The organism is Streptomyces ortus (genome assembly GCF_026341275.1).
GTDB classification, from domain to species: Bacteria; Actinomycetota; Actinomycetes; order Streptomycetales; family Streptomycetaceae; genus Streptomyces; species Streptomyces ortus.
This window is the reverse complement of the sequence record NZ_JAIFZO010000002.1, coordinates 3,271,302-3,297,039: the sequence shown is the minus strand read 5'-3', so window position 1 is coordinate 3,297,039 and position 25,738 is coordinate 3,271,302. Positions and strand designations below refer to the sequence as shown.

Here is a 25,738-nt window from a genome sequence, read left to right as displayed (position 1 = left end):
CGTGAAACCTAGGGATTCCCCCGATCGTCAGCCATCGACAGCTGTCACGCATCCGTGTCGCCGATCTCAGACAGATGTATGAAGGCGGTCGGAAAGGAGGCACAATGCCCAGGTGACGGCCGAATTCAAAGGTGACTATCAGGACCTGGTCGACGAGATCTCGGAGCTTCTGGGCGCCCCCGCGACGCTGGAGAACCGCGACTTCGAGCTGCTCGCCTTCGGCGCGTACGACAGCGAGGGCGAACTCGACGCCTCCGCGCTGGACCCGGTGCGCGCCCGCTCGATCCTCACGCGCCGCTCCACGGCGGCGGTCCGCACCTGGTTCGAGAGTTTCGGCATCGCGCGAGCGACAGGACCGGTGCGTATCCCGCCGACTCCGGAGGCGGGCGTCCACCGGGGCCGGGTCTGCCTCCCGGTACGCCATCGGGGTGTCGCCCTCGGCTATGTGTGGCTCCTGGCCGACGAACCGGGCCCGACCGACCCGCAGCTCGCCGCGGCCATGGAGGTGACGCCGCGCATCGGCGCCCTGCTCGCGGACGAGGCCCAGGCGGGCGCCGACCTCAGCCGCGAACTGCGTGCCGTGCTCACCGCCGGGAGCGGCTGGCAGCGGGAGCTGGCGGTGACGGAACTGCGGACGGCCCTCGGCCCGCGCGGCGAGGGCCCGCACACCGTGCTCTGCGTGGCCGCCTGGCCCTCGGCCGACCCGGACGACGCCCCTTCCGTACGGACGATCCCGGGCGCCACCGCGCTGTGCGCCCTCCCCTGGAACACCGACGCCCAGGGCCTGGCCCTGCTGGTCCGGCTGCGCTCCCCCGACGTCCTCACCCCGGCGACCGCGGCGGCGGCCCGCCTCCTGGAGAGGGCCGAGGAGGTACGGGGGTCCGCCCCGCCCGGTCAGCGCTTCAACGGGGTGGCGGCGGCCGGGATCGCCGTCCCCCGCACCGGTCTCACCGACCTCGCCGCCGGCTGGCAGGAGGCCTCCGCCGCCGCCCGCGCGGCCCTGGCCGAGCCCCGGCTGGGCCCGGTCGCGCACTGGTCGTCGATCGGCCCGTACCGTCTGCTGTCGACGCTGGCCCCGGCCGCCGCCGACGACCCGGCCGTCCGCCCGCTGCTCACCCCCGCCCACCGCGAACTGGCCCGCACCGCCGAGGTGTTCCTCGACTGCGCGGGCCAGGCGGGCCGCGCCGCGGCGGAGCTGGGCATCCACCGCCAGACCCTCTACTACCGCCTCTCCCGCGTCGAACAGCTCACGGACCTGGACCTGGACGACGGCGAGGACCGGCTGCTGCTGCACATGGCGATCAAGGCGGGACGCCTCTGGATCCCGCGGCCGGAGTAGTCACCGGTCCCCCTTCGGACCCGGCACCTTCCCCTCCGTCGCCGCGATGATCTTCCGCAGGCCCGTGGTGAGTTCGGCGGCGTCGGTCGCGGTCTCGGGGTCGAAGGTCCACTGGGCGATGAGCCCCATCATCAGGGTCATGTAGAACTTGCCGAGGGTGTCGACGTCGCCCTCGGACACGTCCTCCTCCCGGCCGCCCATCAGCATCGGAATGATGCCGCGCGCCCCCTCGCGCTGGGCCTTCGCGAGATGGGCGCGCACCCCGGGCAGCTTGTCGCCCATGGCCACGATCTCCATGCTCAGGTGCCAGGGCGAGCCGGGTGCGCGCATGGTCGCGATGACGCTCTCCCAGACCTCGTGGAACCGCTCCAGCGAACCCGGCTCGGAACCGGCCGCCCCGCGCGGCCCGTCCGCACCGTCGAAGCGGTCGGAGACCCCCTCGACGATGGAGATGTACGCCTCCGCGAGGAGCGTGTCCTTCGACCCGTAGTGGTAGCCGATCGACGCCAGGTTGGTGCCCGACTCCTTGACGATGTCGCGCGCGGTCGTCCGCGCGAAGCCCTTCTCCAGCAGGCAGCGCTTGGCGCCTTCGAGCAGATCCTCACGGTGTCCCATGCCGCTCAGCGTACCCCCGCGACAGACAACCGTCCCAGACGTACGTCTTACTCACGCGTCTCACTCACACGTATTACACGCACGTACTAGACACGTGTTTTATACGCCCGTACAGTCCACCGCATGACGAACACCCCGCACCCGATCTCCGACGCCGCACCCCCCTCCGGACCTCTGGCCGGCCGCCGCGAATGGACCGCGCTCGCCGTCCTGATGCTGCCGCTGCTCCTCGTCTCCATGGACGTCTCGGTCCTCTACTTCGCGATTCCGCAGATCAGCGCGGACCTGGAGCCGAGCGGCACCCAGCAGCTGTGGATCTTCGACGTGTACGCCTTCGTGCTCGCCGGGCTGCTGATGACGATGGGCTCGGTCGGCGACCGCGTCGGCCGGCGCAAGCTCCTCCTGGTAGGCGCCGCCGCCTTCGGCGCCGCCTCACTGGTCGCCGCGTACGCGAACAGCCCGGAAACACTGATCGCGGCCCGCGCGGCGCTCGGCATCGGCGGCGCGACCCTGATGCCGTCCACCCTGGCGATGATCCGCACGCTCTTCACGGACCCGGCCCAGCGCTCCAAGGCGATCGGCATGTGGTCCGCGGTGATGACGGGCGGTGTCGCGCTCGGCTCGGTGATGAGCGGCGTCCTCGTCGAGCACTTCTGGTGGGGCTCGGTGTTCCTGGTGAACCTGCCCGCGATGGCACTCCTGCTGCTCCTCGGCCCGTTCCTGCTCCCCGAGTCGCGGGACCCGTCGCCGGGCCGCTTCGACCTGCTGAGCGTGCCGCTGTCCATGGCGGCCGTCCTGCCGGTGATCTACGGCCTCAAGGAGATCCCGTCGGAGGGCTGGCACGTCCGTTACGTCGTCTCGGTGACCGTCGGCCTGCTCTTCGCCGCGCTGTTCGTCCAGCGTCAGCGGACCGCCGCGTCACCGATGCTCCCGCCCGCGCTCTTCCGCGGCCGGGGCTTCGCGCCCGCGGTGGTACTGAACCTGCTTCGTCGTTCGCCATGCTGGGCTCGGCGTACTTCACCACGCAGTACCTCCAGTCGGTGCTCGGCAAGAGCTCCATGGAGGCAGCGCTGTGGGCCCTGCTGCCCACGGTCCTTGTCGGTGTCGCCGCGCCGGTCGCCGCGTGGCTCGTCCGGCGAGGAGTGCACCGGGCGTACGTCGTCGCCGGCGGCTTCGTCCTCGCCGCCTGCGGATACGGGATGCTCGCGGTCGCCGGTACGGACTCGATGTGGCTGGTGCTCGCGGCGGCGGGCGTCATCGCCTCCGGGATCGTCGCCGTGATGTCCCAGATGATGGACCTGGCGCTGGGCACCGTACCGGCCCGGCAGGCGGGGACCGCGTCCTCGGTCCTGGAGACCGGGGCGGAGTTCGGGGGCGCGCTGGGGATGGCGCTGCTGGGGTCGATCGGCACGGCGGTGTACCGGCACGAGATGCCGACCTCGGCGCCGGCGGGGGCGCGCGAGACGCTGGGGGCGGCGCTTGCCGAGGCGCGGGGGTTGCCCTCGCGGGCGGGGGACGCGGTGGTTGTCGCCGCGCGGGAGGCTTTCACAAGTGGGATGCAGGTGGCTGCGGTTGCCGGTGCGCTGCTTCTTCTGGGTGCGGCGGTGTTGGCATCGGTGACGCTGCGCCAGGTACGGGTCCGCGACCTGGAATGCTCCAGGACGGATCTCGCCCCCGCCGCCCCTACCCTTTCCCGTCCCTGAACTCAGGGGCTGCCGCCCCCGAACCCCCGAAAACGATTGCGCCGTTCCCCGCGCCCCCGGACGGGGGCGCGGGGAACGGCGCAATCTTTTGGGTCGGGGTCAGACCAAGTTTACCGAGCGGGCCTGCGTTGCGCCGATTTCCTCCGCCAGTTCCGTCAGGACCGGCTGCGGGACCGTGTCGTCCACCGTGAGGACGGCGAGCGCCGCGCCGCCCACATCAGCACGGGCGACCTGCATACCGGCGATGTTGATTCCCGCCTCGCCGAGAATCCGGCCGAGGGTGCCGACGACACCGGGACGGTCGGTGTAGTTGAGGACGACCATGTGGTCGGCGAGCGCCAGATCCACGTCGTACTCACCGACGGCCACGATCTTCTGGTGGTGCTTGGGGCCGGCGAGCGTACCGGAGACCGAGACCTCCTGGCCGTCACCGAGGGTGCCGCGCACGGTGACCACGTTCCGGTGGTCCGAGGACTCCGAGCTCGTGGTCAGCCGTACCTCGACGCCACGCTCCTGCGCGAACAGCGGGGCGTTGACGTAACTCACGGTCTCGTCGACGACGTCCTCGAAGACGCCCTTGAGCGCGGAGAGTTCGAGCACCTTGACGTCGTGCTGGGTGATCTCGCCGTACACCTCGACGTCGAGGCGGACCGCGACCTCGCCCGCGAGCGCGGTGAAGATGCGGCCGAGCTTCTCGGCGAGCGGCAGACCCGGCTTGACGTCCTCGGCGATGACCCCGCCCTGGACGTTCACCGCGTCCGGGACCAGCTCACCGGCGAGGGCGAGACGCACCGAGCGGGCGACGGCGATACCGGCCTTCTCCTGCGCCTCGTCCGTGGAGGCGCCGAGGTGCGGGGTGCAGACGACCTGGTCGAGCTCGAAGAGCGGGGAGTCCGTGCAGGGCTCCTTCGCGTACACGTCGAGGCCGGCGCCGGCGACCCGGCCCTCCTTCAGCGCCGAGTAGAGCGCGGCCTCGTCGACGATCCCGCCGCGCGCGGCGTTGACGATCCGCACCGACGGCTTCACCTTGTGCAGCGCCTCGTCGCCGATGAGACCGAGGGTCTCGGGCGTCTTCGGCAGGTGGACGGTGATGAAGTCGGAGACTTCGAGCAGCTCGTCCAGCGAGAGGACCTTGACGCCCATCTGCGCGGCCCGCGCGGGCTGTACGTAGGGGTCGTAGGCGACGACCTTCATACCGAACGCCGACATGCGCTGGGCGACGAGCGCGCCGATACGGCCCAGGCCGACGACGCCGAGGGTCTTCTCCGCGAGCTCGACACCCGTGTACTTGCTGCGCTTCCACTCGCCGTTCTTCAGGGCCGTGTTGGCCTGCGGAATGTGACGCGCGGTGGCGAGCAGCAGACCGCAGGCCAGCTCGGCCGCGGTCACGATGTTCGAGGTGGGGGCGTTGACGACCATCACGCCGGCCTTGGTGGCGGCGGAGACGTCGACGTTGTCCAGGCCGACGCCGGCTCGTGCGACGACCTTCAGCTTCTTCGCGGCGGCGACGGCCTCGGCGTCGACCTTCGTCGCGGAGCGGATCAGGATCGCGTCGACGTCGGCGATGGCGGGCAGCAACTCGGCGCGGTCGCCGCCGTTGCAGTGCCGGATCTCGAAGTCCGGGCCCAGTGCGTCCACGGTCGCGGGCGACAGTTCTTCAGCGATGAGTACGACAGGTTTCGAGCTCACGTGAGTCCTCACAAGTCCATTGCGGACGGCCGTCCCGACGGCCGCAGGCGGTGAAGGATTGCCGCGTGGAAGACGCACGACGCTGTGGGCCCGACGCGTATGTAGTGCTGCAGTCTAGTGGCGACGCGCCGTGTTCACGCGCCTCCGCAGAAGGATCACTCGCACGTGCACATCAGCGCGTACGCACATCTTCAGCCCCTGGGGTCCCCCGCGCCCTTGAGGCTGTGGGGGAGTTTGAGGAGCGGGGTCCGGGGCAGCGCCCGCGACGTCACCACGGGCGGACAACTACGGCCGCGGCACCGGGGCGCAACCCCGGTACCACGGCCGGACCGACGGAGTCACTCGTCGTCGTTGACCCAGGACATCAGCTTGCGCAGCTCCTTGCCGGTGGTCTCCAGCAGGGACTCGGCGTCGGCCGTCTTGTACTCGTTGTACTTCTTCAGACCGCCGTGGTACTCGTCCATCCACGCCTGGGCGAAGGTGCCGTCCTGGATCTCGGCGAGGACCTTCTTCATCTCGGCCTTGGTGGCGTCCGTGATGATCCGCGGGCCGGTGACGTAGTCGCCCCACTCAGCGGTCTCGGAGATCGACCAGCGCATCTTCTCCAGGCCGCCCTCGTACATGAGGTCGACGATGAGCTTCAGCTCGTGCAGGCACTCGAAGTACGCGATCTCCGGCTGGTAACCGGCCTCGGTCAGCGTCTCGAAGCCCGCCTTGACCAGCGCGGCCGTACCACCGCAGAGGACGGCCTGCTCACCGAACAGGTCGGTCTCGGTCTCCTCGGTGAAGGTCGTCTTGATGACGCCGGCGCGCGTGCCGCCGATGCCCTTCGCGTACGAGAGCGCCAGCGGGAAGCCGTTGCCGGTCGCGTCCTGCTCGACGGCCGCGATACACGGAACGCCGCGGCCCTCCTCGTACTGACGGCGCACCAGGTGGCCCGGGCCCTTGGGGGCGACCATGCAGACGTCGACGCCGGCCGGGGGCTTGATGAAGCCAAAGCGGATGTTCAGGCCGTGGCCGAAGAACAGCGCGTCGCCGTCGTTCAGGTTGTCCTTGATGGACTCCTCGTAGACCTGGGCCTGGATCGGGTCCGGGACCAGGATCATGATGACGTCGGCCTCGGCGGCGGCCTCCGAGGGGGTCACCACGCGCAGGCCCTGCTCCTCGGCCTTCGCCTTGGACTTGGAGCCCTCGTGCAGACCGACCCGGACGTCGACGCCCGAGTCACGGAGCGACAGCGCATGGGCGTGGCCCTGACTGCCGTAACCGATGACCGCGACCTTGCGGCCCTGGATGATGGACAGGTCGGCGTCAGCGTCGTAGAACAGCTCGGCCACTTTGGGTTCTCTCCTTGGTGTGCAGGTGTTGCGTCCCACCGTATGCCGGAGGGCTGTGGGGAAGTTCCGGGGTCTCGGAATGCGGGCGGCCGACGGTCGCCGACCACCCGTTTCCGGTCGTACTTCGATCGCTTACGCGGACCGCTCCAGGGCCCGCAGCGACCGGTCGGTGATCGAGCGGGAGCCGCGGCCGATGGCGATCGTGCCGGACTGGACGAGCTCCTTGATGCCGAACGGCTCCAGCATCTTGAGCATGGCCTCCAGCTTGTCGGCGCCGCCGGTGGCCTCGATCGTGACGGCCTCCGGGGAGACGTCGACGGTCTTGGCGCGGAACAGCTGGACGATCTCGACGATCTGGGAACGCGTCTCGTTGTCGGCGCGCACCTTCACCAGGACGAGTTCGCGCTGGACCGCCGCGCCGGGTTCCAGCTCGACGATCTTCAGCACGTTGACGAGTTTGTTGAGCTGCTTGGTGACCTGTTCGAGCGGGAGTGCCTCGATGACGTTCACCACGATGGTGATGCGCGAGATGTCGGGGTGCTCGGTGACACCGACCGCGAGCGAGTCGATGTTGAAGCCGCGGCGGGAGAAGAGGGCGGTGATCCGGGCGAGGACACCGGGCTTGTTCTCCACCAGGACGGAGAGCGTGTGCTTGGACATGGGTCTGCTTCCTTTACCTACGGCTCTCAGTCGTCTTCGTTGTCGCCGAAGTCGGGGCGGACGTCCCGGGCGGCCAGGATCTCGTCGTTCGAGGTGCCGGCGGCGACCATCGGCCACACCATGGCGTCCTCGTGGACGATGAAGTCGATCACGACGGGACGGTCGTTGATCGAGTTCGCCTCTTCGATGACCTTGTCCAGGTCGTCCGCGGACTCGCAGCGGATCGCGTAACAGCCCATGGCCTCCGACAGCTTGACGAAGTCGGGGACGCGGGTGCCGGCGCTCGGTTGCTTGCCGTCGGCGCCGGGACCGGAGTGCAGCACGGTGTTGGAGTACCGCTGGTTGTAGAAGAGGGTCTGCCACTGGCGGACCATCCCGAGGGCGCCGTTGTTGATGATGGCGACCTTGATCGGGATGTTGTTCAGGGCGCAGGTGGTGAGCTCCTGATTGGTCATCTGGAAGCAGCCGTCGCCGTCGATCGCCCAGACCGTACGCTCCGGTGCGCCGGCCTTGGCGCCCATCGCGGCCGGGACCGCGTAGCCCATCGTCCCGGCGCCGCCGGAGTTCAGCCAGGTCGAGGGCTGCTCGTACTGGATGTAGTGCGCGGCCCACATCTGGTGCTGGCCCACGCCCGCGGCGAAGATCGTTCCCTGCGGGGCGAGCTGTCCGACGCGCTCGATGACCTGCTGCGGGGAGAGCGAGCCGTTGTCGGGCTGCTCGTACCCCAGCGGGTAGGTCTCGCGCCAGCGGCCGAGGTCCTTCCACCAGGCGCTGTAGTCGCCCGCGTGGCCCTCGCTGTGCTCCTTCTGCACGGCCTGGATCAGATCCGCGACGACCTCGCGGGCGTCTCCGACGATCGGCACGTCGGCGGCGCGGTTCTTGCCGATCTCAGCCGGGTCGATATCGGCGTGGACGATCTTCGCGTGCGGGGCGAAGCTGTCCAGCTTGCCGGTGACGCGGTCGTCGAAGCGGGCTCCGAGGGCGACGATCAGGTCGGCCTTCTGCAGCGCGGTGACGGCGGTGACCGAACCGTGCATGCCCGGCATTCCCACGTGCAGCGGGTGGCTGTCGGGGAATGCGCCGAGCGCCATCAGGGTGGTGGTGACGGGCGCTCCGGTGAGTTCCGCGAGGACCTTCAGCTCGGCGGTGGCGCCGGCCTTGATGACGCCGCCGCCGACATAGAGGACGGGCCGCTTCGCCTGGGTGATCAGCTTGGCCGCCTCGCGGATCTGCTTGGCGTGCGGCTTGGTCACCGGGCGGTAGCCGGGCAGGTCCATGACCGGCGGCCAGGAGAAGGTGGTCCTGGCCTGGAGGATGTCCTTGGGGATGTCGACCAGGACAGGACCCGGACGGCCGGTGGAGGCGATGTGGAACGCCTGCGCGATCGCCTGGGGGATGTCCTCGGCCCTCGTGACCAGGAAGCTGTGCTTGGTGATCGGCATGGTGATGCCGACGATGTCCGCCTCCTGGAAGGCGTCCGTACCGATCGCCTTGGAGACGACCTGGCCGGTGATCGCGACCAGCGGCACCGAGTCCATGTGGGCGTCGGCGATCGGGGTGACCAGGTTGGTGGCGCCGGGACCCGAGGTCGCCATGCACACCCCGACCTTGCCGGTGGCCTGCGCGTACCCGGTGGCCGCGTGGCCCGCGCCCTGCTCGTGGCGGACGAGCACGTGCCGCACCCGCTCGGAGTCCATCAGCGGGTCGTACGCCGGGAGGATGGTGCCGCCGGGAATGCCGAATACCGTGTCGGCCCCGACCTCCTCAAGAGAACGGACGAGGGACTGCGCTCCCGTCACCTGCTCGGGCGCGGACTGCTGTCCTCCGGAACGGGGCCGCGGCTGCGGGTGGTGGGCCCCGGTGGCCTGCTCGGTCATCGGCATTCTCTTCTCGATGCTGAGGGTTTTTGCGAAGTTCGTACGGTTCGCGGTTACTGATCGACAGTCACTGGTGCAACAAAAAACCCCTCGTGCCGTGAGGCAGGCGAGGGGAGCGCGTCGGGTGCGGTAGCGGGGACTTCCGGGTCATCGATCCGGTGCTTCCCTGCTCAGCCGACGCGCTTTCCAAGTACGAGAATTCGGGTGCGCATGGCACAGACCCTCCCCCCGACGCGCTGTGCGTGTCAAGTGGGTGGGACGGGAGTCTCATTATGTGAGCGCAGCGCGAGGCCGGTTCCATACCCTCCCGAGGCGGCCCCCGCCGCATACGCGTTCCTGCCCCCACCTGCGAAGACGCTGCTTCCCACGCCTCCCGCGAAGACGGGTTCGACGGGGCCGTGGGGCACGGCGTAGACACCCCCGGCGAGGGCCCGGCGCATGCGGTACTCGTCCAGCGGTCCGGAGAAGGCCACGCCCTGTCCATGGGTGCAGCCCATCGAGCGCAGGGCGACGACCTGCTCGGGCAGATCCACGCCGTCGGCCACCGTCTGCAGCCCCAGGTCGTTCGCGATCCGCAGCAGTCCGCCGGTGATCTTGTGGAGCCTGGCGGACTCGACGACCCCCTCGATCAGGGAGCGGTCCAGTCTCAGTACGTCGACGGGCAGCCGGCGCAGCGCGGTGATCGTGGCGTACCCGCTGCCGAAGCCTTCCAGGGCGATCCGCACGCCGAGCCGCCTGAGCGCCTTCAGGCGGCGCTCCAGCTCGTCCAGGGAGACCTTGGGGTCCGTCTCGGCCAGTTCCACGATGAGGGCGCCCGAGGGCAGTCCGTGCCGCGTGAGCAGCGCCTCCACGGAACTCAGCGGCATGGAGCGGTCGAGGAGTCTGCGGGCGGTCATACGGACTGCGACGGGCACGGCGAGCCCGGCGGCGGCGCGCTCGGCGGCCTGTTCGACCGCCTCCTCCAGCATCCAGCGGCCCAGTTCGGCGGTGCGGTCGCTGTCCTCGGCGACCCGGAGGAACTCGGCGGGCGTGAACAGCACCCCCTGGGCCGAGCGCCAGCGCGCCTGCGCGGCCACCGCCGTGATCCGGCCGGTGTCCAGGGAGACCACGGGCTGGTGCAGCAGGGCGAACTCGCCGTCGTGCAGGGCGGCGCGCAGTCTGGTGGCCAACTCCGCCTTGCGGACGACGTCCTGCTGCATCTGTGGCACGTACAGCTCGACGCGGCCCTTGCCCGCCGCCTTCGCGCGGTACATCGCCAGGTCGGCGTTGCGCAGCAGTTCGCCCGCGCCCAGGCCCGGCTCGGAGAAGGACACCCCGATGGAGGCGGCGACCCGGACATCGTTGCCGTCGATGAGATACGGCTGCGACAGGGTCGTACGCAGCCGGTCGGCTAGTTCGAAGATGTGGCGCTCGCGCGCGGTGCGGTCACGGGAGCCGTCGCCGACGATCAGGGCCGCGAACTCGTCGCCGCCGAGCCGGGAGGCGGTGTCCCCCTTGCGGACCGCGTCCTGGAGCCTGCGGGCGGCCTGCACGAGGAGCTCGTCACCGGCCTGGTGGCCGATGGTGTCGTTGACCGCCTTGAAGCCGTCGAGGTCGATGAAGAGCACGGCGGTGCCGTGGTCGGAGGAGCGGCGGCCGGAGAGGGCCTGTCCGACACGGCGGGTGAACAGGGCGCGGTTGGGCAGGTCGGTGAGCGGGTCGTGTTCGGCGTTGTGCTGCAACTGGGCCTGCAGGCGCACCCGTTCGGTCACGTCACGGCTGTTGAAGATGAGGCCGCCGTGGTGGCGGTTGACGGTCGACTCGACATTGAGCCAGCGGTCGTCCCCGGACCTGAAGCGGCACTCCATGCGGGTGGTGGGTTCCTCCATGGGGTCGGCGGCGAGGAAGCGGCGCACCTCGTGCACCACGCAGCCCAGGTCCTCCGGGTGGATCAGCGTGGCGAGTTCGGACCCGACCAGTTCCTCGGCGGGCCGTCCGTAGACCCCGGCCGCGGCCGGGCTGACGTACCTCAGGATGCCGTTCGGAGCGGCGATCATGATGACGTCGCTGGACCCCTGCACCAGGGAGCGGAAGTGGTTCTCCTTCTGGGCCAGTTCGTGGGTGAGGGTGATGTTGTCGACGAGCATGATGCCCTGGCGCACGACGAGGGCGAGCACGACCGTGCCCCCGGTGACGAGCACCACGCGGTCGACGCTGCGGCCGTTGAGCACGTTGTAGAGAATCCCCAGCGTGCAGACGGCGGCTGCCAGGTAGGGGGTGAGCGCCGCCAGCGAACTGCTGATCGGGCGGCCGAGGGGATACCGGCCGTGGCCTCCCTCCTGGAGGGGCACGTGTGCCGGTTGTCCCTGCCGGGGCCCGGGCACGTAGCCGTACACCACGCGCGTGTGCCCTTCTTCTTCCGTGTGTCCGTGCCCCTGCCCCACCCAGGGGGCGTAGGCGAGCAGCAGGGAGCCGGCGAACCAGCCGGCGTCGAGCAGCTGCCCGGAGCGGTAGTCGTTGTGGAGCAGCGGCGAGGTGAACAGGGCGTCGCACATCACCGTCAGGGCCAGCGCCCCGATCGCGGTGTTCACCGCGGAGCGGTTCACGGCCGATCGCCTGAAGTGCAGTGCGAGCACCATGCTCACGAGAGCGATGTCCAGCAGCGGATACGCGAGCGACAGCGCGGTGTGCGGAACGCTCGGCTCCTCCGCCCTGGCCGCCTGGGCGAGCGCGAGACTCCAGGAGAGCGTGAGCAGCGAGCCGCCGATCAGCCAGGCGTCGAGCCCCAGACAGACCCAGCCGGCCTTGCTCACCGGCCGTTTGGCGAGGACGAGCAGTCCCACGATGGCGGGTGGCGCGAAGCAAAGGAAGAACAGGTCGGCCCAGCTCGGGCTGGGGACCGGGCTCTCCAGCACGACCTCGTACCAGCCCCAGACGAAGTTGCCCACCGCCGCCATCGCGGAGGAGAGCGAGAAGAGCAGCCATGCGGGTCGAAAGCGGCTGCGCCGGGCGCGGGCGCAGAGGAAGCAGGAGACGGCCGCGGTGGCCGCCGCCGCGCTCAGGCCGAAGTCGCCCATGATCAGGGCGAGTCGTGGTGAGCCCCAGCCGAGCGCGGAACCGACGGCGTATCCCGCGCACAGCAGGGCGAGCACGAGCTGCGGGACCATCTGCGACCCGTCCCCGGTGAGCTGACCGCGGGCGAGCACCGCCCCCGGGGAGCTCATGGTGTCGCTCCGGGCCGCGCCGCCCCCGCGTCCCTCTGGTCCCGGTGCGTCGGATGTGGGTGACGCCTGCGACCGCCCGGCCGGCGGTGGTGGCCGCTGTGGCCGCATCTGCGCGCGGGTGGACACCAGGGCCGCCGTCGGCGGCCCCGTCGCGTCGGATCGTTGGTCCATAGGCCGTGCATCGCCCGTCGCCCCCCTCGCTGTTGCTGTCTCTCAGTCCCCGGCGCCGGATGGTGCGCGGCGCAGCCCCTGTCGGGACGATACACCAGTCTCGTCACTCAGGGACATAGTTCCTCTACGCTCCGTGACGATCGACGGGGGATTGGACACGGCGCGCGTTCGATGGAATGCGGAGGGTACCCACGGGTGCCCGTCGTACGCGCCCGGACGGGAACGGGGAGGACTACGAGCCCGTCGTAAGGACCACGTTCCGCAGTGGCTCACGGTTCACGAAACGGTTCAACTGGTCCACGAGAAGCCGCTGGGCCCGAGGGAAGAACGCGGAGGTGGGGCCGCCCACATGAGGGCTGATGAGCACGTTCGGGGCGTGCCACAGAGGGTGGCCGGGCGGCAGCGGTTCGGGGTCCGTGACGTCCAGGGCGGCCCGGAGCCGGCCGCTCTCCAGCTCGGCGAGGAGCGCCTTGGTGTCGACGACACCGCCGCGAGCCACGTTCACGAGGAGCGCCCCGTCCTTCATCCGGGCCAGGAAATCGGCTCCGGCCAGGCCTTTCGTCTGCTCGGTGAGCGGCGTGATGAGCACCACCACATCGGCTTCCGGCAGGAGCTCCCGCAGGGCGGAAATCGGATGCACGGGGCCGCGCGCGGTCTCACGTGCGGAGCGCGCGACGCGCGCCACCCGCGCGAGCTCGAACGGCGCGAGCCGGTCCTCGATGGCGGAGCCCACCGCTCCGTAGCCGACGATCAGAACGCTCTTGTCCGCCAGTGCGGGACGGAACCCCGACCGCCACTCCTCGCGGTCCTGTCCGCGGACGAAGTCGGGAATGCCGCGCAGCGAGGCGAGGATCAGGGTGAGGGCGAGCTCGGCGGTGCTCGCGTCGTGCACACCGCGCGCGTTGCACAACCGCACACCCCTGGGCAGCAGTTCGAGGCCCGGCTGGACGTGGTCGATGCCCGCCGACAGGGTCTGCACGACCTGCACGGAGGTCATGTCGGCCAGGGGTCTTACGGAGACGTCGCCGCCCTTCATGTAGGGCACGACGTAGAAGGCGCAGTCGGCGGGGTCGGCGGGGAAGTCCTCCTCGCCGTTCCAGTGCCGGTAGTCGAGGCCTTCGGGAAGGCCGTCGAGTTCGTCCGGGGGAAACGGTAGCCACACTTCGTACGTCATGGTCAGGAGGCTATGCGAAGGCCCCGTGGACGCAGAGGTTAGTTTGGGGTGCAAGGAGAGGGAGGGCACGGCCAGGTGGAGCGCAGGACGATCGGGGCGGCGGCGCTCGAAGTGGGGGCTGTCGGTCTCGGGTGCATGCCGATGAACTGGGCCTACTCGGGTTCGCGGCAGCGGGGCGCCGAGTCGCTGCGCACCGTGCACACGGCTCTCGACCGGGGCACCACCCTGCTGGACACCGCCGACATGTACGGGCCGTTCACCAATGAGCTGCTGGTCGGGCGCGCGCTGAAGGAGCGGCGTGCGGAGGCCTTCGTGTCGACCAAGGTCGGCCTGCTGGTGGGTGAGCAGCACATCGTGGCCAACGGCCGTCCCGGCTACGTGCGGCGGGCGTGCGACGCCTCGCTGCGCCGGCTGCAGACGGATGTCATCGACCTCTACCAACTGCACCGCGAGGATCCGGAGGTGCCGGTCGAGGAGACCTGGGGTGCGATGGCGGAGCTCGTGTCGGCCGGGAAGGTACGGGCTCTCGGGCTGTGCGCGGTGGGCGCCCGCGCCGGCCGCCGGCCGGGGGCGCGGCTGCACGACGGGACCATACGGAAGCTGGAGCGGGTGCAGCAGGTCTTCCCGGTGAGCGCGGTGGAGGCCGAGCTGTCGGTGTGGTCGCCGGAGGCGCTGGAGGACCTGCTGCCGTGGTGCGAGGCGCGCGGGGTCGGTTTCCTCGCCGCGATGCCGCTCGGCAACGGCTTCCTGACCGGGACCCTCACGCCCGGCGAGGGGTTCGAACCCGACGACCTGCGGGCCAGGCATCCCCGGTTCACCGCGGAGATGATGGCCGCGAACCAGCCGATAGTCGTCGGTCTGCGCCGTATCGCTGCCCGTCACTCGGCGGGCGCGGGGGGCGCTGACGTCACCCCCGCGCAGGTGGCTCTCGCGTGGGTGCTGTCGCGCGGGGAGCAGGTGGTTCCGGTGCCCGGGACCAAGCGGGAGTGCTGGGCCGCGGAGAACGCGGCGGCGGCCGGGCTGCGGCTGACGGCGGAGGATCTCGCCGAGGTGGCGGCACTGCCCGCCGCACTGGGGTCGTGGGACTGAGGCGGGGTACGGGGGCCGAGGAGGGTCCCGGAAGCGAGCCGCGGCCCCGCCGGTGGGTCGCCCGGTTCGGGCGGGGGCGACGATTGGTGTCCGTGATCGGGAACCCGCGGGGCCCGGTCGGTGTATGACAGGTAGAACCTGCCGCGTCGAAGGGATCCTGCATCGTGCAACGTCGAGCTGTGACGGCCGTGCTGGCCGCAGCCACGCTCCTGCTGACGGCCGGGTGCTCCTCGGGTGACGGGCTGGACCCGGACATCGGCAGGAGTACGTCACCGGGCGGTGCGCAGTCCGGCGGTTCGGAGTCCGGCGCCTCGGCCCCGGCCTCCGAGGGGGCGGCCGAGGAGGCGCCGCCCGCCAAGGGCTCCGTGAAGGTCGTGCGGACCGTCACCGACGGCCTCAAGTCCCCCTGGGGCCTGGCGCCCCTGCCCGAGGGCGGCCTCCTGGTGTCCTCGCGCGACGAGGGGACGATCACCCTGGTCGACGAGAAGACCGGCAAGCAGACCGAGGTGGGCTCGGTGCCCGGCGTCGCCCCCGGCGGCGAGGGCGGTCTGATGGGCCTCGCCCTGTCCCCGACGTACGCGTCGGACCACATGGTCTACGCGTACTTCACCTCGGACTCGGACAACCGCGTCGTGCGCATGCAGTACGACGCGAAGAGGCCGGCCGGTGAGCGGCTGGGTGCCCCCGACACGGTGTTCCGGGGCATCCCCAAGGGCACGAACCACAACGGGGGCCGGATCGCCTTCGGCCCGGACAAGATGCTGTACGTGGGCACGGGCGAGACCTATGTCACCGAGCTGGCCCAGGACAAGAAGTCGACGGGCGGCAAGATCCTGCGGCTGACCCCGGAGGGCGAACCGGCACCGGGCAACCCCTTCGACTCACCCGTCTACTCGTACGGCCACCGCAACGTGCAGGGACTGGCCTGGGACTCCAGGCAGCGGCTGTTCGCCTCCGAGTTCGGCCAGGACACCTGGGACGAGCTGAACCACATCAAGCCGGGCGGCAACTACGGCTGGCCGGACGTGGAGGGGAAGTCCGACGACTCCCGGTACGAGAGCCCGGTCGACCAGTGGAGCACCGACGAGGCCTCCCCCAGCGGGATCGCCTACGCGAAGGGTTCCGTCTGGATGGCGGGTCTGCGCGGCAAGCGGCTGTGGCGCATCCCGCTCAAGGGCACGCAGGAGTCGGCGGAGCCCCAGGCCTTCCTGGAGGGCGACTACGGCCGGCTGCGCACGGTGGTGGCGGCGGGCGGCGGCAAGCTGTGGCTGGTCACGAGCGAGACGGACGGCAGGGGAACCCCGGGCGGCAAGGACGACCGGATCCTGGAGCTGCGGGTGACGTGACCGGACGAGGCCCAGGGGACAGCCCTTAGGTGCGCTCCGTGGGGTCGTCCCCCTCCCCCGTGGGCTGCGTCGGCGGGCGTACGACCACCTTGCCCGAGGTCAGGTCTATCGGGCCCCGTCCGGGGTCGCCGTCGTTCAGGTCCACGCGCGTCAGTTCGAGCCGCTTGTTCTCGTCCTCGGTGTGCTTGCGGCCCGGTGCGAAGAGGTTCTCGATCATGTTGAACACAGCGGCTCCCTCGGCCCGGCGTCTCCTCCAGCGTAAACCTCACCTCGGGAGACTCAGCGGGCCCGCCCGGCCGGGCCGGCGGCGGCCGTCTCCGGCGGGAACAGCCGCATCCGGTGCGCGACGGCCGCCGCCTCGCCGCGGCCGGAGACGCCGAGCTTGGCCAGGATGTTCGAGACGTGGACGCTGGCCGTCTTCGGGGAGATGAAGAGCTCCCCGGCGATCTGGCGGTTGGTGCGGCCGACGGCCACCAGTCGCAGGACGTCACGCTCGCGGCTGGTCAGGCCCAGCGCCTCGGCCGGGTCGACGGCGACGGGGGTCCGGCCGGAAGGCGGGGCGAGGGTGAGGCGGGCCCGCTGTGCGAGCAGGGCGACGGCGTCGGTGAGCGGCCGTGCGCCGAGGTGGTCCGCGAGGGCCCGGACCAGCCGCAGCAGCTCGGTGGCGCGGCCCCGCTCGTCCTCCGTGCCGCCGGAGCCCAGCAGGGCCTCCGCGAGCCGGTGGCGGACACGGGCCAGGTCGTACGGGCGCTCCAGCGGTTCGAAGGCCGCGACGACCGCGGCCCAGTCGTCCGGGGTGTCCCGGCCCTCGGCGCGCAGCAGTTCGACGCGCACCCAGAGCTCGTACGCCTGCCATACGGGCACGTTCGTGGTGAGGGACTTGGCGGTCGTGCGCAGGCGCTCGACGACTGCGGCGCGGCCCGGTTCGGCGGCGGGCAGTCCGCGGGCGTCGGCCTCCGCGGTCGCCGCGGCGAGCAGCAGGGGCCAGCCGTAGCGCTGGGTGCCCGGCGGGAAGCCGGGACGCAGTGCCTCGGCCAGTTCCGTGCGGGCGTCGAGGAGACGGCCCTCGCCCGCGGCGATGCCGATCGCGAGGGTGGTCAGCGGCAGCGCGTTCTGGGGCACGGCGTCGTGGGTGCCGAAGTGGCCGCGGGCCTCGGCCAGTCGGGCGCGGGCGGTGGGCAGGTCGCCCCTGGCCAGTTCTAGGCGGGCGTGGAGCATGGTGCGAAAACCCCGGGGTTTGGCGCTCTGGCCGACACGCTCCGAGTGGTATCCGGCCTCGGCGGCCTCGGGCCAGCGGCCGAGCGAGAAGAGGGACTCGCCGAGGTTGCCCCAGATCCAGGCCTCGGTGTCCAGGAGTCCGTATCTGCGGGTGAGCAGGACGCCTTCCTCCAGGATGCCGACGGCTTCCTGGGAGCGGCCGACGCCCTCCAGATGGGAGGGCAAGTTCACATGGGCGCGGCCCAGCACATAGGCGGCGCCGAGTTCCGTGGCCCGTTCCTTGACCTCGTGCACCTCGGCCAGTCCGGCGCCGATGTCGCCGGACTCGACCAGGAGTCCGCCCAGGGTGAGGCGGGCGTTCAGCTCGATGTCGCGGGCGCCGACCATGCGGGCGTACTGCACGGCGCGTTCGGCGGCCTGGAGGGCGTCCGGGCCCGGCCGGTGCGTCATCAGCCAGTTGGCGACATGGGCGAGGACGTCCGCGTGCACCTCTGAGGGCGGCAGTCCTCGTACGAGGTCCTGCGCGGTGCCCAGTTCCTGCCAGCCGTCGCCGAGGCCCTGCCCCTCGACGAGGCGGGAGCGCTGGAGCCAGAACCAGGCGGCGCGCAGCGGGTCCCGCTCGTCCTCAAGGAGGTGCAGGGCTCGCTTGGTCGTCTTCAGCGCGCGCTTGCGCTCCCCGCAGAGCCGGCCCGCCACGGCGGCCTCGGCCAGCAGGTCGAGGTACCGCAGCGGGGCGGTGGCCGGGTCGCGGTCGCCGGCGCCCGCAGCGCGCACCTCGGGCGGCGGGGGCGGATAGGCCTCGCTGTAGTCGGCGGTGCGCAGGGCGGCGCGTACGGCTTCGGGGGCCGTGTCCCACAGCTCCATCGCCCGTTCCAGGAGGCGTACCTGCTCCGAGTAGGCGTGCCGGCGGCGGGCCGCGACGGAGGCGTCGAGGACGGCCGGCAGGGCCTTGGCGGCGTCGTGCGCGTGGTACCAGTGGCTGGCCAGCCGGGCGGCGCGCTCCCCCGCCGGTACGAGGGCGGGGTCGGCCTCCAGGGCCTCGGCGTAACGGCGGTTGAGGCGGGAGCGCTCGCCGGGCAGCAGGTCGTCGCCGACGGCCTCGCGCACCAGGGAGTGGCGGAAGCGGTAGCCGTCGCCGTCGGGTGTGGCGAGCAGGATGTTGGCGCCGACGGCGGCCCGCAGCGCCTCGATGAGGTCGTCCTCCGAGAGCCGTGCCACGGCCGCGAGCAGCCGGTACTCCACCGTCGAGCCGCCCTCGGCGACGATCCTGGCGACCCGCTGGGAGCTCTCGGGCAGGCTCTCGACGCGGACGAGGAGCAGGTCGCGCAGGGAGTCGGTGAGGCCGGTGGCACAGCCGTCATGGGCGGCGACGGCCAGTTCCTCGACGAAGAAGGCGTTGCCGTCGGAGCGGGCGAAGATGTCGTCGACCTGGGCCGCGTCGGGCTCGGAGCCGAAGATTCCGGCGATCTGGCGGGCGACCTCGGCGCGGGTGAAGCGGCGCAGCTCGATGCGGCGGACGGTGCGCAGCCGGTCGAGTTCGGCGAGGAGCGGACGCAGCGGGTGGCGGCGGTGGACGTCGTCGGCGCGGTAGGTGGCGACGACGAGGAGGTGGCCGCTGCGCAGGGTCCGGAAGAGGTAGGCGAGGAGGTGGCGGGTGGAGGCGTCCGCCCAGTGCAGGTCCTCCAGGAGGACGACGACGGGGCGGTCTGCGGCGACGCGTTCCAGGAGGCGGACGGTGAGTTCGAAGAGGCGGGCCATGCCGTCCTCGTCGTGCCGTCCGCGGGTGGTCTCCCCCAACTCCGGCAGCAGCCGGGCCAGTTCCTCCTCCTGGCCCGCCGCCGCGGTGGCCAGTGCGTCGGGCAGATGGCGCCTCAGGGCCCGCAGGGCGGTGGAGAAGGGGGCGAAGGGCAGTCCGTCGGCGCCGATCTCGACGCAGCCGCCGACGGCCACGACGGCGCCCTCGCGGCAGGCGCCCGCCGCGAACTCCTCGATGAGCCGGGTCTTTCCGACGCCGGCCTCGCCGCCGAGGAGCAACGCCTGCGGCTCGCCCGCGGTGGCGCGGGCGAGCGCGTCGTTCAGTACGTCCAGTTCGTCGGTCCGGCCGACGAAGACGGGACTGACGGACCTGGTCTCCACAGCGCCGAGCATCGCACAGGGGTCGGACACGACGGCACTGGTTATCCGCGGCCGGGCCGCGGCCCCCGGGCCGTCCGGCCGGAGCATGCCGGTGGCCTCGGGCCCGGCCGCGGCGGCCGGGGGCGGGTCCGTGACCGGGTGAGCGGTCGTCGCCCCTTCGTTCCGTGCGGGGCGGCCGACCCCCGTGCGGCCGCCCCTCGGTGCCCCGGCGTTCACGCGGCGCGTGCGAACCGGGGCCTGCGGGGGCGGTGGCCGTTCACCCGCCCCTCGCCGTCGTGGTGACCGGACCGCGCGGCCTCGTGCCGGGCGGCACGGCGGGTGCGGACGGCCTCGCGGGCCATGCGGTAGTCGTCGGCGGCGCGGATCATTTCCGCGGCCCGGATCTGCTGGAGCTCGTACTCGAACATCTCGTACCCCTTGGGAAGAGTGACCGGCGAAGAGTGACCGGTGGGGAGTCACCGTCGGCTTCGCTCGTTCGTGATGCCTCCACCTTCGTCTCCCAGGGGGTGCGCCACATCGGGAGAGTTCCGCATCTTGCACGCGCGAGGGGCCTTAGTCCCGCCGTGAGTGGCTCACGGCGGGACTAAGGCCCCTCAGGACGCGCGGTTCCTCGCGTACGTGCAAAGTGGTGCGGTCGGTCAGCCGGTGGTCGTCGGCATGCCGAGCAGGACGTCGGAGTACTTGAGCGCGGCCAGCAGCAGGCCGATGACGCCGAGCGAGACACCCGCCCAGGCGACGGACTTGACCCACGGGGACTGGGCGGGGATCCGGTCCGGGTTGCCGAACGCCGGCCGCACCAGCACCACGACGCCGACGATCAGCGCGGCCAGCGCGAAGAAGCCGGCGACCAGGGCGTTGGCGTTCCAGGAGTCGGCGTACACCTGCTTGATCTGGGTGGCGACGGGCGAGCCCTGCGCGGTCTCCAGCTGGCCGTACAGCGAGTCGCGCGCCTGCGCGATCGTGCCGACCCAGCTGCCGGTCAGCGAGACGATGCCCAGTCCCGCGGAGACGACCGCGGCGGCGCCCATGCCGACCCCGGAACCGCTTCGCGCCGCCACGACGTCCTGTTCGTCCTGCTCCAGGTCGCCGTCGGCCGCCTCGGAGTCCTCGGAGTTCTCGACCTCTCCGACCTCGCCGGCCGTGCCCTTCTCCTCGCTGTTGGCCTCGCCCGTCTCATCGCCCTTGCCGAGCTTCACGGCCTCGTCCTCGCGCTGTGCCTCGGTGCCGGTCTCGATCCCGGCCTCGTTCTCTGTCTTGGTTCCCATGCTCCGCACCGTACGGACGCTGTCTGAGAATTTCTTAAAGATCCCAGGATCCTCACGCACGGGCCGGCAGATCCCCTTGTCCGGCGGCGGCCCGGCGGGCGGCCCGCCACTCCCCCGCGAGGACCGACCACACCTCCGTGTCCTGTCGTACGCCCCGGTGGGGCCAGTTCTCGCGCAGGACGCCCTCGCGGCTCATGCCGAGCCGACGGGCCACGTTCAGGCTGGGCTCGTTGGCGACGGCCGCATGCCACTCCACACGGTGGATGCCGCGTGCGTCGACCGCCCAGTCGATGAGGACGCGGATCGCGCGCGTGACCAGACCGCGGCCCGACACCGCGGGCTCCAGCCAGCAGCCGACCTCGCAGACCCCGTGCTCGGCGTCGAAGACACGGAAGAGCACACCGCCGACGAGCAGGCCCTCCAGCCATATCCCGTGCAGGCTGCCCGTGTCGGCGGCCTTCTTGTCGGCGAACGACTGGAGCAGCTCGCGCGCGGAGCCGGCGTCGGTGACACGCGACCCGAAGGAGATGTACTGCTGGACGAACTCGCGTCCGCGGTCGAGATGAGCCAGGAACTCGTCCGCGTGCCACGGCTCAAGAGGCCGCAGTTCGGCACCGTCGTCACCCAGGGATATCGCGTACATCCTGCTGCCGCTCCTTCACGAGTACCGCCACGGGTGCGTCCGCCGCGTCCACGGGCGCGTCGCCGCGCGCCCCCGGGATCGTCGCACGGCGGTCCGGAGCGGCGGTACGGATTTCCGGCGGCTCGATACTGAGCCGCGGCAGGCGCCGGTCGAGCCAGCCGGGCAGCCACCAGTTGGCGCCGCCGAGCAGGTGCATGAGGGCGGGCACCAGGAGCGTACGCAGCACGAACGCGTCGAGGGCGACGGCGGCGGCCAGCCCGATGCCGAACATCGCGATCACGCGGTCGCCGCTGAGCACGAAGGCCAGGAAGACCGAGATCATGATCACGGCGGCGGAGTTGATCACCCGGCCGGTCTCCGCGAGGCCCACGCGCACGGCCCGGCGGTTGTCGCCGGTCTCCAGCCACTCCTCGTACATCCTGCCGACCAGGAACACCTGGTAGTCCATGGAGAGCCCGAAGAGCACGGCGACCATGATCACGGGCAGGAAGGGTTCGACCGGGCCGGCCCGGCCGAGGCCGAGAAGTTCGCTGCCCCAGCCCCACTGGAAGATCGCCACGACGACTCCGAAGGAGGCGGCGACGGCGGCGACGTTCATCGCGGCGGCCTTCAGGGGGATGCCGACGGACCGGAAGGCGAACAGCAGCAGGAGGCAGCCGAGGCCGATCACCACGCCCACGAAGAGGGGCAGCTTCCCGACGATGACGTCCGCGAAGTCGTCGTATCCGGCGGTGATACCGCCGACCCGGAGATCGAGGGTGGTACCGGCCTCGGCCCGCGGCAGCACGTCGGTACGCAGCCGGTCGACGAGTTCGCTGGTCTGCCGGGACTGCGGTGAGGACTCCGGTACGACGACGAGGTGGGCGGTGTCCCCGTCGCCGTCGTACGTCACCGGGGTCACGTCCCGGACGCCCTCGGTCTGCCGCAGTGTGGCGTCGAGGTTGTCGAGGGCGAGCCGGTCCTGGGCGCCGACGACCGGTGTGACGAGGATCAGCGGCCCGTTCATACCCGGCCCGAAGCCCTTCGAGATCAGGTCGTACGCCTGTCGCGTGGTGGCCGTCTCCGGGTTGTTGCCCTGGTCGGAGGTGCCCAGGTGCAGGGAGAACATCGGCAGCGCGAGCAGCGCCATGGCGGCGAGGGCGGCCCCGCCGAGGAGCTTGGGGTGCCGTTCGACGAAGGCGGACCAGCGGGCGGCGAGCCCGGCGGGAACCTCCGGCTGTGGCCCGTGCTCGGCCAGCCGTCGGCGTTCGCGGCGGCTGAGCGCGCGCGTGCCGATGAAGGAGAGCAGCGCGGGCAGCAGGGTGACGGAGGCCGCGACCGTGAGGACCACGGTGAGCGAGGCGGCGATCGCGACGCCGTTCAGGAAGCCGAGCCGCAGGATGAGCATGCCCAGCAGGGCGACGCAGACGGTGGCGCCCGCGAAGACGACCGCGCGCCCGGTGGTGGCCACCGCCTCACGGGCGGCCTCCTCGACCGGGAGGCCGCGCTTGAGACCGCGGCGGTGCCTGGTCACGATGAACAGCGCGTAGTCGATGCCGACACCGAGGCCGATCAGCAGACCGAGCATGGGCGCGAAGTCGGCGACCGTCATCAGGTGTCCGAGCAGCACGATTCCCGCGTACGCGGTGCCGACGCCCACCAGCGCCGTGGCGATGGGCAGGGCCGAGGCGGCGAGGGAACCGAAGGCTAGGAAGAGGACCACGGCGGCGACGGCCACGCCGACGATCTCGGCGAGGTGTCCGCCGGAGGACTCGGTGAGGGCGACGGCCTGGCCGCCCAGCTCGACCTGGAGCCCGTCGGCCCGGGCGGCCTGCGCGGCGGCGACGACGGCCGCGGCCTCGCCCCGGTCGATGTCCTCGGCCGGTTCGTCGAAGGTCACCGTGGCGTAGGCGGTACGCCCGTCGCCGCTGATCTGCCCGGCGCCGGCGCCCTCGTAGGGGCTGAGGACCGTGCTCACCCCCGGCAGGGCGGCGATCCGGTCGAGGGTGCGGGTCATGGTCTGTTCGACGTCGGCCGCGCGGACCGTGTCCGGGGTGGAGTGCCACACGACGGTGTCGCCGTCGCCGCCGAGCCCGGGGAAGTTCTCCTGGAGCAGTTCGGCGGCCCGGCCCGACTCGGTGCCCGGCACCTGGTAGTCGTTCGAGTACGCGGATCCGGCGACGAGTGCGGCGGCGGCGGTTCCGCCGAGGGCGGTGAGCCAGAGCAGTAGGACGACGAGACGGTGCTGCACACACCAGCGTGCGAGGGCTGCCACGGACGAGCTCCCTGGGGGATTTGTGGATCTTTATCGGGAACTGCCCGCAAAGAACGCATGACCGATGCGTTGTCACTCTTCCAGCCCAAAGAGATCGTCGGCCCCGTTCATGGCCTTACTCACACGAGTGCGAGACAGTTCACACGACATTCCACGGGACTCTGTCGCCCCGGACGGGCATCTGCGGCAGGAAACGGCGGAGGGACGCCGCACCCCAGGTGCAACGCCCCTCCGCACAAGCAAGCCCCAGTCGAGGACTAGCCCTCGACACCCAGCTTCTCAAGGATCAGTTCCTTGACCCGCGCGGCGTCCGCCTGTCCCCGCGTGGCCTTCATGACGGCCCCCACGAGAGCGCCGACCGCCGCCACCTTGCCCCCACGGATCTTCTCCGCGACCCCGGGGTTCCCGGCGATGGCCTCGTCGACCGCGGCCGTCAGCGCACCCTCGTCCGAGACGACCTTCAGACCGCGCTTCTCGACGACCTCGTCCGGCGTGCCCTCACCCTTGACGACCCCGTCGATGACCTGACGGGCCAGCTTGTCGTTGAGCGAACCCTCGGCGACCAGCGCGGCCACCCGGGCGACCTGCTCGGGCGTGATGGCCAGGGCGTCCAGGGACACCCCGGACTCGTTGGCGGCGCGCGCCAGCTCACCCATCCACCACTTGCGCGCGGAGGCCGCGTCGGCGCCCGCCGCGATCGTGGCGACGATGAGGTCGATGGCCCCGGCGTTGAGCATCGACTGCATGTCGTGGGCGTTGACGCCCCACTCCTCGCGCAGCCGGTTGCGGCGGGCCAGCGGCTGCTCGGGCAGCCCCGCGCGCAGTTCCTCGACCCACTCGCGGGACGGCGCGACCGGCACGAGGTCGGGCTCCGGGAAGTACCGGTAGTCCTCGGCCTCCTCCTTCACGCGCCCCGAGGTCGTCGACCCGGTGTCCTCGTGGAAGTGGCGGGTCTCCTGGATGATCGTGCCGCCGCCGTCGAGCACGGCGGCGTGCCGCTGGATCTCGAACCGGGCCGCACGCTCCACGGAACGCAGCGAGTTGACGTTCTTCGTCTCGCTGCGCGTACCGAACTTCTCCCGGCCGTGCGGACGCAGCGACAGGTTGACGTCGCAGCGCATCTGGCCCTGCTCCATCCGGGCCTCGGAGACCCCGAGCGCCTTGATGAGCTCGCGCAGCTCGGCGACGTACGCCTTGGCGACCTCGGGGGCACGCTCGCCCGCGCCCTCGATCGGCTTGGTGACGATCTCGATGAGCGGGATGCCGGCGCGGTTGTAGTCGAGCAGCGAGTGCGAGGCGCCGTGGATACGGCCCGTCGCGCCGCCGACGTGCAGCGACTTGCCGGTGTCCTCCTCCATGTGGGCGCGCTCGATCTCCACGCGGAAGACCTCGCCGTCGTCCAGCTGTACGTCGAGGTAGCCGTTGAAGGCGATCGGCTCGTCGTACTGGGAGGTCTGGAAGTTCTTCGGCATGTCCGGATAGAAGTAGTTCTTCCGGGCGAAACGGCACCACTCGGCGATCTCGCAGTGCAGCGCGAGGCCGATCTTGATCGCGGACTCGACGCCGATCGCGTTGACGACCGGCAGCGCGCCGGGCATGCCCAGACAGGTCGGGCAGGTCTGCGAGTTGGGCTCGGCGCCCAGCTCGGTGGAACAGCCGCAGAACATCTTGGTCTTGGTGCCCAGTTCGACATGGACCTCAAGGCCCATGACGGGGTCGTACGACGCCAGCGCGTCCTCGTACGACACCAGGTCATTCGTGACAGTCACGGTGAAACTTTCCCCTCAGCCCAGCAGGACGTCTTCGTCGCCCAGGCGCTTGAGCTCCCGGTAGAGGATGGCGAGGCCGGTGACGATGGCGGCGGCGGACACGGTCGCGTCGATCAGCCTCAGCGTGTCCCCGTCACTGCGGGCCAGCTTGATCTGCTTGGCGACGCTGATCGCGCCGAACGCGGTACTGCCGAGCGACACGTACAGCCCGGTCTTCGACTTCTTGAAGTTCTTTGCCTTCTTGGCCATG

The 25,738-nt window shown here is 71.2% G+C and carries 18 protein-coding genes and 1 pseudogene; 4 read left to right on the top strand and 15 right to left on the bottom strand.

Going from position 1 to position 25,738, the window contains the following annotated elements; translation table 11 throughout:
* Positions 1-112 precede the first annotated feature (112 nt).
* Positions 113-1,339 carry a PucR family transcriptional regulator gene (locus K3769_RS17810; protein ID WP_267027401.1) on the top strand — a complete coding sequence of 409 codons (1,227 nt, stop codon included), beginning with the start codon at positions 113-115 and terminating at the stop codon, positions 1,337-1,339.
* Here K3769_RS17810 and K3769_RS17805 read toward each other — a convergent pair whose 3' ends face one another.
* Positions 1,340-1,954 carry a TetR/AcrR family transcriptional regulator gene (locus K3769_RS17805; protein ID WP_267027400.1) on the bottom strand — a complete coding sequence of 205 codons (615 nt, stop codon included), beginning with the start codon at positions 1,952-1,954 and terminating at the stop codon, positions 1,340-1,342.
* A 123-nt stretch (positions 1,955-2,077) separates the two neighbouring features.
* Between K3769_RS17805 and K3769_RS17800 the strand changes: the two are divergent.
* Positions 2,078-3,657, top strand: a pseudogene (locus tag K3769_RS17800) (MFS transporter).
* A 99-nt stretch (positions 3,658-3,756) separates the two neighbouring features.
* Here the strand turns inward: K3769_RS17800 and serA are convergent.
* The 6 genes from serA to K3769_RS17770 all read right to left on the bottom strand — a co-directional run bounded on the left by serA (position 3,757) and on the right by K3769_RS17770 (position 13,768).
* Complete coding sequence (gene serA, locus K3769_RS17795; protein ID WP_267027399.1) at positions 3,757-5,346, bottom strand: phosphoglycerate dehydrogenase; 1,590 nt, start codon at positions 5,344-5,346, stop codon at positions 3,757-3,759.
* Positions 5,347-5,684: 338 nt separating this feature from the next.
* Positions 5,685-6,683 carry a ketol-acid reductoisomerase gene (gene ilvC / locus K3769_RS17790; RefSeq protein ID WP_107021903.1) on the bottom strand — a complete coding sequence of 333 codons (999 nt, stop codon included), beginning with the start codon at positions 6,681-6,683 and terminating at the stop codon, positions 5,685-5,687.
* A gap of 132 nt (positions 6,684-6,815) precedes the next feature.
* Complete coding sequence (ilvN, locus tag K3769_RS17785; protein WP_189776235.1) at positions 6,816-7,343, bottom strand: acetolactate synthase small subunit; 528 nt, start codon at positions 7,341-7,343, stop codon at positions 6,816-6,818.
* Positions 7,344-7,369: 26 nt separating this feature from the next.
* Positions 7,370-9,226, bottom strand: coding sequence for an acetolactate synthase large subunit (locus K3769_RS17780; RefSeq protein ID WP_267027398.1), 1,857 nt, complete (start codon positions 9,224-9,226; stop codon positions 7,370-7,372).
* A gap of 239 nt (positions 9,227-9,465) precedes the next feature.
* The gene (locus K3769_RS17775; protein WP_267027397.1) at positions 9,466-12,423 is read right to left on the bottom strand and encodes a putative bifunctional diguanylate cyclase/phosphodiesterase; all 2,958 of its coding nucleotides are present in this window, start codon (positions 12,421-12,423) and stop codon (positions 9,466-9,468) included.
* A 403-nt stretch (positions 12,424-12,826) separates the two neighbouring features.
* A complete protein-coding gene (locus tag K3769_RS17770; RefSeq protein ID WP_267027396.1) occupies positions 12,827-13,768 on the bottom strand; it encodes a 2-hydroxyacid dehydrogenase in 942 nt (313 codons plus the stop codon).
* A gap of 75 nt (positions 13,769-13,843) precedes the next feature.
* On the opposite strand from K3769_RS17770, the gene K3769_RS17765 reads away from it, so the two are divergent.
* Both K3769_RS17765 and K3769_RS17760 read left to right on the top strand, forming a co-directional pair.
* The gene (locus K3769_RS17765) at positions 13,844-14,857 is read left to right on the top strand and encodes an aldo/keto reductase (RefSeq protein WP_267027395.1); all 1,014 of its coding nucleotides are present in this window, start codon (positions 13,844-13,846) and stop codon (positions 14,855-14,857) included.
* 164 nt (positions 14,858-15,021) lie between these two features.
* The gene (locus K3769_RS17760) at positions 15,022-16,203 is read left to right on the top strand and encodes a PQQ-dependent sugar dehydrogenase (protein ID WP_267027394.1); all 1,182 of its coding nucleotides are present in this window, start codon (positions 15,022-15,024) and stop codon (positions 16,201-16,203) included.
* A 25-nt stretch (positions 16,204-16,228) separates the two neighbouring features.
* On the opposite strand, the gene K3769_RS17755 is transcribed toward K3769_RS17760, so the two are convergent.
* The 8 genes from K3769_RS17755 to K3769_RS17720 all read right to left on the bottom strand — a co-directional run bounded on the left by K3769_RS17755 (position 16,229) and on the right by K3769_RS17720 (position 25,737).
* Positions 16,229-16,429 (bottom strand): DUF6191 domain-containing protein, encoded by a 201-nt coding sequence (locus K3769_RS17755; protein ID WP_267027393.1) that lies wholly within the window; start codon positions 16,427-16,429, stop codon positions 16,229-16,231.
* Positions 16,430-16,482: 53 nt separating this feature from the next.
* Positions 16,483-19,569, bottom strand: a complete 3,087-nt coding sequence (locus K3769_RS17750) for a helix-turn-helix transcriptional regulator (RefSeq protein ID WP_267031426.1) — start codon at positions 19,567-19,569, stop codon at positions 16,483-16,485.
* 200 nt (positions 19,570-19,769) lie between these two features.
* Entirely contained in the window at positions 19,770-19,964 is a 195-nt protein-coding gene (locus tag K3769_RS17745; protein ID WP_267027392.1) for a hypothetical protein, read from the bottom strand.
* Positions 19,965-20,195: 231 nt separating this feature from the next.
* Complete coding sequence (locus tag K3769_RS17740) at positions 20,196-20,822, bottom strand: hypothetical protein (protein WP_267027391.1); 627 nt, start codon at positions 20,820-20,822, stop codon at positions 20,196-20,198.
* A gap of 52 nt (positions 20,823-20,874) precedes the next feature.
* Entirely contained in the window at positions 20,875-21,465 is a 591-nt protein-coding gene (locus K3769_RS17735) for a GNAT family N-acetyltransferase (protein ID WP_267027390.1), read from the bottom strand.
* A complete protein-coding gene (locus K3769_RS17730; protein WP_267027389.1) occupies positions 21,443-23,719 on the bottom strand; it encodes an MMPL family transporter in 2,277 nt (758 codons plus the stop codon). The genes K3769_RS17735 and K3769_RS17730 overlap by 23 nt, the downstream gene beginning before the upstream one ends.
* Before the next feature lie 257 nt (positions 23,720-23,976).
* A complete protein-coding gene (gene gatB / locus K3769_RS17725; RefSeq protein ID WP_267027388.1) occupies positions 23,977-25,488 on the bottom strand; it encodes an Asp-tRNA(Asn)/Glu-tRNA(Gln) amidotransferase subunit GatB in 1,512 nt (503 codons plus the stop codon).
* Positions 25,489-25,503: 15 nt separating this feature from the next.
* Positions 25,504-25,737, bottom strand: coding sequence for a hypothetical protein (locus K3769_RS17720; RefSeq protein ID WP_189776246.1), 234 nt, complete (start codon positions 25,735-25,737; stop codon positions 25,504-25,506).
* Position 25,738: the final 1 nt, after the last annotated feature.